The 8,554-nt window shown below is 41.0% G+C and carries 9 protein-coding genes; 2 read left to right on the top strand and 7 right to left on the bottom strand.

Annotated elements, in window-relative coordinates; genetic code table 11:
- Window positions 1-244: 244 nt before the first annotated feature.
- Together QZ488_RS20300 and dnaQ are read right to left on the bottom strand one after the other, a co-directional pair.
- A complete protein-coding gene (locus tag QZ488_RS20300; RefSeq protein ID WP_293752177.1) occupies window positions 245-1,738 on the bottom strand; it encodes a TIGR03503 family protein in 1,494 nt (497 codons plus the stop codon).
- Window positions 1,739-1,763: 25 nt separating this feature from the next.
- Window positions 1,764-2,471, bottom strand: a complete 708-nt coding sequence (gene dnaQ / locus QZ488_RS20295) for a DNA polymerase III subunit epsilon (protein ID WP_293752175.1) — start codon at window positions 2,469-2,471, stop codon at window positions 1,764-1,766.
- 100 nt (window positions 2,472-2,571) lie between these two features.
- Here dnaQ and rnhA point away from each other — a divergent pair, with 100 nt between their 5' ends.
- Window positions 2,572-3,033 (top strand): ribonuclease HI, encoded by a 462-nt coding sequence (rnhA, locus tag QZ488_RS20290; protein WP_293752173.1) that lies wholly within the window; start codon window positions 2,572-2,574, stop codon window positions 3,031-3,033.
- A gap of 34 nt (window positions 3,034-3,067) precedes the next feature.
- On the opposite strand, the gene QZ488_RS20285 is transcribed toward rnhA, so the two are convergent.
- Window positions 3,068-3,421 carry a VOC family protein gene (locus QZ488_RS20285; protein ID WP_293752171.1) on the bottom strand — a complete coding sequence of 118 codons (354 nt, stop codon included), beginning with the start codon at window positions 3,419-3,421 and terminating at the stop codon, window positions 3,068-3,070.
- Between the two features lie 350 nt (window positions 3,422-3,771).
- Here QZ488_RS20285 and QZ488_RS20280 point away from each other — a divergent pair, with 350 nt between their 5' ends.
- A complete protein-coding gene (locus QZ488_RS20280) occupies window positions 3,772-4,188 on the top strand; it encodes a DoxX family protein (protein ID WP_293752169.1) in 417 nt (138 codons plus the stop codon).
- Window positions 4,189-4,276: 88 nt separating this feature from the next.
- On the opposite strand, the gene QZ488_RS20275 is transcribed toward QZ488_RS20280, so the two are convergent.
- The 4 genes from QZ488_RS20275 to QZ488_RS20260 all read right to left on the bottom strand — a co-directional run.
- Entirely contained in the window at window positions 4,277-5,503 is a 1,227-nt protein-coding gene (locus tag QZ488_RS20275; protein ID WP_293752167.1) for an alginate export family protein, read from the bottom strand.
- A gap of 108 nt (window positions 5,504-5,611) precedes the next feature.
- A complete protein-coding gene (locus QZ488_RS20270) occupies window positions 5,612-6,466 on the bottom strand; it encodes an ABC transporter ATP-binding protein (protein WP_293752165.1) in 855 nt (284 codons plus the stop codon).
- A gap of 41 nt (window positions 6,467-6,507) precedes the next feature.
- Window positions 6,508-7,497 carry an ABC transporter permease gene (locus tag QZ488_RS20265; protein WP_293752163.1) on the bottom strand — a complete coding sequence of 330 codons (990 nt, stop codon included), beginning with the start codon at window positions 7,495-7,497 and terminating at the stop codon, window positions 6,508-6,510.
- Between the two features lie 54 nt (window positions 7,498-7,551).
- Window positions 7,552-8,554, bottom strand: a 1,003-nt coding sequence (locus tag QZ488_RS20260; RefSeq protein WP_293752161.1) for a CmpA/NrtA family ABC transporter substrate-binding protein, incomplete at its 5' end; no start/stop codon positions are given.

Raw genomic sequence — 8,554 nt, 5'->3', positions numbered from 1 at the left:
CGGACGAGACTCGAACTCGCGACCCCCGGCGTGACAGGCCGGTATTCTAACCAACTGAACTACCGCTCCAGTTTTCTCTCTAATTTCAACGACTTACAAGAAATTCTTTCGAACTACCTCGTTAACCGCGGCGCAGATAATACGGGTTCACCCTATACTAGTCAATAGCTTTTTTACACGAAATCCAGTTAAAAGTATTGATTGCTCTAGTAATGAACAATTTGCTGATTTAGCAGGCAAACAATCATTCTTTTGGGATAGATAAGTCCATAAAGCCCGAGTCAGGTTCGTCTTTGTCTTTTGGTTCATCTTTTACTTTTGTTTCTTTCGCTTTACGTTTAAATATTTTCGCAAAGAATCCTACCTTTTTGTCGGTACTTTCTTCATTAGTAGTTTTGGGGGCTTTTTTCTTAAAGCTAAAACTTGGCTTTTTATCTAGCGTTACCCACCAAATGAATCCCCCACCCACTATCAAAATAAACAAATTAATACCCACAATCAGCGATACAAGTGTTGTAGTAGACATTTCCTCATCGGCTAAAGGCATCTCTTGCACAGGGGTTGTTGATTCTCCAGATGCACTAGCGTCTATAGAAGGGTCAACAATACTCGGGTCGACAGCTGCGACAACTGGTTCGGGCTCTTCTGTTAAAAAGCTAAATTCTGGTACGTCCAAAATAAACTCTCTACCTTCAATAGTATTCCCATAAGCTGTTAATTTAACGCGGTATACACCATATTCGTAATTAACAATTAAATACTCTCGGATATCTGCAGACATATCTGTTATTGAAAAATTCTGTATGTCGCCATTTGGAAAGCGGACCTTTCCATCAATTAATAACGTAGACATATCCACATATTCGCGCTGAGCATCCACAGTGAGCTTGTGGTAACCGTCGCCTCCCCCATCAAGCTGAACGTCCACTTTAATTGGATTGGCCAATAACATGATATTCGGGTCAACCTGCTCACGGGTAAACATAGGTGTAGACACAGTGAAAATGGGGATCCATTCACCATCAGCTATAGCGAGGTTAAATTGCCCTGTAAAGACCCCATCTAAGGGTCTCTCATCCATTCCTTTACCGTTGTCTTCAAAAAACGCGATTATTTCTGAATTAGCGCCAAAATTATTAAAGTTAGGGTTGTTAGTACTAGACAATGTAATGGTCAGTTCAACGACATCTCTAAATGCGCTGTAATCAATTGGCACACCATTGTTGGTTAGATAAGCAGTTTGTTTTAGGATTTCACCAGAAAAAATAATGGTCGGTAAAGGATCTGCATGTAATGCAAGACCACTAATCACCATAACTCGACTTTCAGGGGTGATTTGGCCTACAGCTTGCCAAGGTCCGGGCGTAGGGTTTTTAATACTGATCATGTCGTACGTACTGCTATCAAACCAAAAAATATTTTCACCATCAGCACTGGATTGAAATATTTTCGAGCCATCTGGTCGCACTAGGACGATAGGAGCAGAACCATACTCACGAAAAAAAATCATAGTAATTTCGTCTACTTCGTAATCGATTCTAAAACGGTTTTGCAGTAGCTTGATACCATTGTGATATTTGGTACCTAATTGAGTAAGAGGAGAAGACTCACCTTGAGTGATATCTTTCTTATTTGAAGATTGTGCGCCGTCCTGCTTACTTTGGGCAAGAGATTGCCCTGAAAAACACAAGTATGCCAACAACCAAAAAGTAAGAGCAGATACGACCTGTTTTAACATATTTACTCAACTCTCTATTTTGTCACTATTGACGCCATATACAGGCGCCACCTTTTTCAGTCACTAAGTCTAATCGACTTTCATGCTGTTCTAACTCATCGGCCGTTGCCATAACAACCTTTAACGGTTTTCTTTGTGCAGACAATCGGCGTACCGTTTCTATTTGTACGCCACCTTCACCGCTAGCCTTACCACTTAAATTTAAGTCAGTTTGACCACCCGTCATCATTAAATAAACGTCGGCCAAAATCTCTGCATCTAACAACGCCCCGTGTTTCTCTCGATGGGAATTATCTATGCCATAACGCCTGCACAAAGCGTCTAGGTTATTCTTTTGCCCTGGATGGATTTGCCTAGCTAAATCTAAGGTATCGAGCACAGTACACATCTTGGCTGACTCTTTAACCGCTAAACCTGAGAGCCGATTAAATTCATGATCCATAAAACCGATATCAAATGGGGCATTGTGTATCACCAGTTGCGCACCACTAATAAAATCAATAAATTCTTTAGCTACAGTGCTAAAAACTGGTTTGTCTGCCAAATATTCATTAGTGATCCCATGCACACCTATGGCTTCTTGTTCTACTAGGCGTTGAGGGTTAATGTAGACATGAAAAGTATTCCCTGTGAGACGGCGATTAACCATTTCCACACACCCAATCTCAATGATGCGGTGCCCTTGTTTTGGGTCTAATCCAGTGGTTTCGGTATCTAATACTATTTGGCGCATTTCAGGCTCTTTATAATTTACTTAATAAAATGTTGTGGTATTAACAGTCTTGGTCATTATACTGCGCAAAATTGAACTTGAAAGATAAACAGGCCTGAAAATGAAACAAGTAGAAATTTTTACCGATGGTTCCTGCCTAGGTAACCCCGGTCCTGGTGGTTATGGTGCAGTGATGATTTTTGACAAATATCGAAAAGAACTCAGTCAAGGGTTTAAACATACCACCAACAATAGAATGGAGTTGTTAGCCACTATTGAAGCATTGGCTACTTTAACTGAAGAATGCACTGTTAACTTAACCACAGACAGCCAATATGTTAAAAATGGCATCAATCAATGGATTAAAAATTGGCGAAGAAATGGCTGGCGTACTGCAGATAAGAAACCAGTAAAAAATGTCGATTTATGGAAACGTCTAGACGAAGAAGTAGGCAAACATAATGTCAGTTGGTTCTGGGTAAAAGGTCACTCTGGTCACCCAGAAAATGAAGCCTGTGACCAATTAGCCCGCCAAGCAGCTGAAGGTAAAAACATGCCAGAGGATAGCGGATTTTCAGGCTAATCCGCTAATAACTCAAATATGTGATAAGTAACCTTTACTTATCACTCCACACCGCGTATTCGTTATCGTTACCATCACAAAAATGAAATCTGTGTCCACCAGGAAATTCAAAGGTCGGCGTTTTGATGGTTCCACCAGCCGATTCAATAGCGGCTTGGCTTTTGGCTAAATCATCACTATACAAGACGACCAGTACGCTGCCTTTATCAGCAGACACGTTTTGCTCTGAAACGTATAGTCCGCCGTCAATTCCCGCACCAGTGATACCAGCATAATCGTCACCGTAGTCTACAAACTCCCAACCAAAAACCTGATTGAAAAAGGCTTTACTTGAGGCCAAGGCTTTAACTGGAATTTCAATATAGCTAATTTTATGATGTTGGCTCATAGTATTCTCCATTTGTTTAAAGCATTATGTTAGCAGTTTGTTAATGTGATCAAATACTAAAATTTACTAGGGGCGGTTGATTTTTCATATGTCACCGAGATTTTCCTCAAAATGTGTTTAATCAAGGCGAAATCTGTGAAGTTTGGCCATCCAAATAAACAGGTTTCAACTCAGACTGAGGGCGTTTTGAGGAAAACCCTTCGGGCTGAGTCATTTATTCGCCTACTTTGTTTATTTACCTTTCGTTTAGAATGACTAAACTTTAAGGCAAACGCCTCAGTAAACAAATAAATGACCTCAGTCTCGAGGATATATGAAAGATCAACAGCTCCATACTTTGAGGATAACCAATGCGCGTAATTGAAAATTTTTGTTTGTTATTAGGCCGACTGTTAATGGGCAGTTATTTTATTATTCCGGGATTACAGAAAATCACCAATTACCAAACTATGACTGACTATATGCTGGCGCACAGTGTCCCCGCAACCTCAATTTTGTTACCCGTGACTATCGTTATTCAAATTGTCTTAGGCCTGGCGATCATTATTGGTTTCAAAGGAAAGTTAGCCGCTTTTATTTTAGCTGGCTTGACCTTAGTTATTAGTATTTTCATGCATGATTTTTGGAGTATGGCTGAAGGAGTACAACGTACTCACGAAACGCAAAATTTCTTTAAAAATATGGGAATAATGGCTGGACTACTAATGGTCTCTAACCTTGGTACGGGTTGGTTGAGTATAGACAATCGCAAGGTCAACAAACCTTAGTTGGTTGACTCTAAAAACAACTAATAATCCAATAGTTAGACAAAGATCAACATCTAAACAATGTTGCTCTTTGTCTAATAAAAACATTTTAAAATTTAGCGCCTATCCATACCCAAATTTTATCCGCATCTACTTTGATATCGCCCGCAGAATATGCCGCATATTTAATTCCCGCAGTATAATGTTTAGCATATTTTTTAACGTAAGATAAATTGAGTTCACTGCCTAAATCGTCAACTGTTGCACTTGCATTATCAGCATCAAATTTATGATAAACAACTTTCCATCCACCACCCAATGCTTTACCTGCTAATGAAACGTTAGTATCAACTAAACCTTCAGCAGGTGTACCTAAAAACTGATCTGACCAACCATTGAATTTGTGCAGAGTGGCCAGTGGCGTTGCAAATCCAAAAGCGCCGCTATCCGAGCCCAACACTTCATAACCGACTTTAGTGGTGATGCCACTAACCACAGCACCCACTTCAAGATTAAAATAATCGACATCGTAATCAGCGACTGCTGACTCACTACTTTGGCTTGCATATTCGGCGCGATATAACACTTTAATATCACTGGTTTTTGTACTTCCGGCAAAACTAACACCAAAAGTATCTAGAGCATTTTCGGTATTATTATCAACTTCAAGTAAATAGCCATATCCAGTTAATGTGCCGTATTCGGTTTTATAGGCAGCATTTACTAGGTGATCTTTAGCATCTAAGTCAGCATCTTGGGCAAAAATACGATTTCGTTGGGTGATATATGCGTATTGTAAGCTTAGGTTCTTTAATGGGGTATACTTTGCCGACAGAGCATCGAACGTTTGTCTATCTTGACGCCAGCCAACATGGCCAACAAATCTATGACCGTCCATGGTAATAACTTGACGACCCAACTTGGCAGTAAAATTATCGTTTTTATACTGGATATAGCCTTGATCCAATTCAGTGTGCTCTGGGTCTGCTATGACTGAATACTGGCCTAAGTTATATCCGCTAGGCCCAACAGTGTAATCACCTTGACCTAACACTATACGTGTATCTTCCATTTCTATTTTGGCTGAAAATCCTTTATAGCTCCCAGTGTCGTACGCTAACAATGTGCGCAATGTTAGCGCACTGGCATCTTCAAGAGCGTTTTCTTGATCGACACTTTCATAACGCAAGTTGAAATTAACACTTGCTTTGCCTGAAGTCATAGCTTCAGTAAATCCTGCAGCCATTGACATTTGGCTAGTTGCGCTGCCTATAAGTGCCGTTGCTAGAGCAATATTGATAGCATGTTTTTTCGTCGAGGTTTTGTTTGTTTTCATGGTTCTCTCTCTAGTTTTAAGCACAGATACCCCTTGTCACAAAATAAATTTTGCGAACAGGTATCTAATTAAATTACTTGGTTAACAGTTGTTGATTATTTTTTGAGGCTAGGCCACATTACTTTGAGTCGTCTCGGACTTCTGTTCCGTTTGTTTTTTACGGTGTTCGTCAACAGATTCCACTTTGCGCTGCTTTTCATATAAGAACTTCAACACTTCATGGCGATAGTGGTTGTACTGAGGATTATCAGCCAATTCGATACGATTTCTGGGTCTGCTTAATTCAATAGGCAAAATTTCGCCAATTGTGGCTGCGGGGCCATTGGTCATCATCACTATTCGGTCTGAAAGTAACACTGCTTCATCCACATCATGAGTGATCATAATCACGGTATTGCCTAATTGTGCATGAATTTCCATTACCGAGTCCTGCAGGTGAGCGCGAGTTAACGCATCCAGCGCACCAAAGGGTTCATCCATCAAGAATACTTTTGGCTCCATTGCTAACGCACGGGCGATACCCACACGTTGTTTCATGCCACCTGAAATTTCAGCCGGCAACTTGTCAACCGCATGGCTCATGTGTACTAGTTCTAGGTTATGTTCAACCCACTCTTTCATTTCCTTTTTAGAGCGACCATTTGAGGTTTGTTTAACAGCCAGCTCAACATTCTTGTATGCTGAAAGCCATGGCAATAACGAATGGTTTTGAAATACCACAGCACGCTCTGGTCCAGGTTCATTCACTTCTTGATTATCTAAGATCACCCCACCCGTGCTAGCTTGATGTAAACCAGCAACAATGTTTAACACTGTTGATTTACCACAACCTGAGTGACCAATAAGTGAGATAAATTCACCTTTATTGATCCTTAAATTGACGTCTTTCAACGCGGTAAACGGGCCTTTCGCGGTCGGAAAATCGATGCCTACCTGGGTTAGTTCTAAATGATGACTACTCATAATTCTTTCCTCAAAATGATTTATAATCGTTACCCGGTTAATTAACGTAATACTGCGCTTTTATCCCAACTGACTTTCCTTTGTAGCATTAACATTAATCTGTCTAACGCAAAGCCAATCACACCAATTGTTAATACTGCCACCATGATGCGGGCTAATGATTCCGAGCTTCCATTTTGAAATTCATCCCAAACAAACTTTCCTAATCCAGGGTTTTGAGCGAGCATTTCCGCAGCAATCAAAACCATCCAACCAATGCCTAATGACAAGCGAAGCCCAGTAAATATGGCTGGGATAGAAGAAGGAATGACAATTTTGATCACATGTGACAAGGCGTTTAGGCGCAGAACTTTACTCACATTGAGTAAGTCTTTATCGATGCTCGATACCCCAACAGCAGTGTTAATCAAAGTCGGCCACAAACAGCATAAAGAAACGGTCACTGCTGATGTTATAAATGATTTCGAAAACATAGGGTCGGTGCTGACATACACAGCACTGACCACCATAGTCACCAAAGGTAACCAAGCTAAAGGGGATACGGGTTTGAATAGTTGGATTAGGGGGTTAATGGCGGTATAAGCATTTTTGCTTAGCCCACATAAAATCCCAAGTGGTATAGCCAACAACGAGGCAACTAGAAAACCCACCATAACCGTATATAAACTGGTCCAAATTTGCTCAAAGAAGGTTGGCGCGCCGGTAAAGGCCCTAATCTTCGGCTCGTAGCTTGGATCTTTAGCCAAACGTGTCGCATTGCGTTCATTCTGACGCACGTAAAACTTTTCAGCTTTGTCCTGTTGTCTGTTGTGCTCTTCCACCAATACTTTGCTCTGCTGCCACACAGCTGAAGGCCCAGGGAATTTACCCAAAGAGGTATCAATATTTTTTGCCATTAAACTCCATAACCCAAGGAATATCACAATCCCAACTATGGGCAGCGCTGTGGCACTTAAAAATTGATTCAGGCTTGGCCAGTTAATTTGTTTCACTTGATTAAAAATCATAGGAACCGTTTGTTGTTTACTCATTTGGAACACCCCAAGCTAGATGGGATAGCACACCCCATCTGCTAATATCGATAGTTAGATTTTGCTGTCTTTCTTCAGGCCAATAGCAAATTTTTCTAAATATGCATTAGGCTCACTGCCGTCATAAACAATATTGTCTATAAAGTGTGTTTGAGCAGGTTTGAAACCCGATTCAGTTGCAAATTCAGGGAATTCACTAGCTTTGGCTTTACCGTCTGCAATTAGCGCTTTAGCTGCCTTGGCATAGATATCTGGGCGATATACTTGTTTGGCGATATCCTTAAACCAAGCGTCAGATTTAGGCTCAGAAATTTGTCCCCAGCGACGCATTTGCGTCAAATACCAGATGGCATCACTATAGAAGGGATAAGTCGCGTTATATCGGAAAAACACATTGAAGTCCGGCACATCACGCTTGTCACCTTTTTCATACTCAAAGGTGCCTGTCATACTATTGGCAATAACTTCGTAGTCAGCACCGACATATTGACTTTTTGCCAAAATTTTCACAGCTTCTGGTCGGTTAGCATTGTTATTTTCGTCTAGCCACATGGCCGCTCTGATCATCGCTTTAACCACACGAATATGGGTATTCGGATTTTTCTCAGCCCATGTTTTGCTCACACCGAATACTTTTTCAGGATTGTTTTTCCAAATTTCATAATCGGTCACAACCGGCACACCAATGCCTTTAAATACCGCTTGTTGGTTCCAAGGCTCACCTACGCAATATCCGTTGATAGTGCCAGCTTCCATAGTGGAAGGCATTTGTGGTGGTGGAGTCACAGATAACAAAGCATCAGCATTAATTTGACCACTAGTATCACCATTATGTGGCGCGTAATAGCCCGGATGAATGCCCCCTGCGGCTAACCAATAACGTAACTCATAGTTGTGGGTAGACACGGGGAACACCATACCCATTTTGAAAGGTTTACCCTTGCTTTTGAAATCATCCACTACTGGCTTGAGAGAATCCGCTGAGATCGGATGAACTGGTTTTCCGCCTTCATGGGGAACATGTTTTTTCATCTCTTTCCAAATGTCATTGGAAACA

Source organism: uncultured Paraglaciecola sp., assembly GCF_913020055.1.
Taxonomy (GTDB): Bacteria; Pseudomonadota; Gammaproteobacteria; order Enterobacterales; family Alteromonadaceae; genus Paraglaciecola.
Note: the sequence above shows the minus strand (reverse complement) of the source record. Positions and strands in the feature narration are given on the sequence as shown.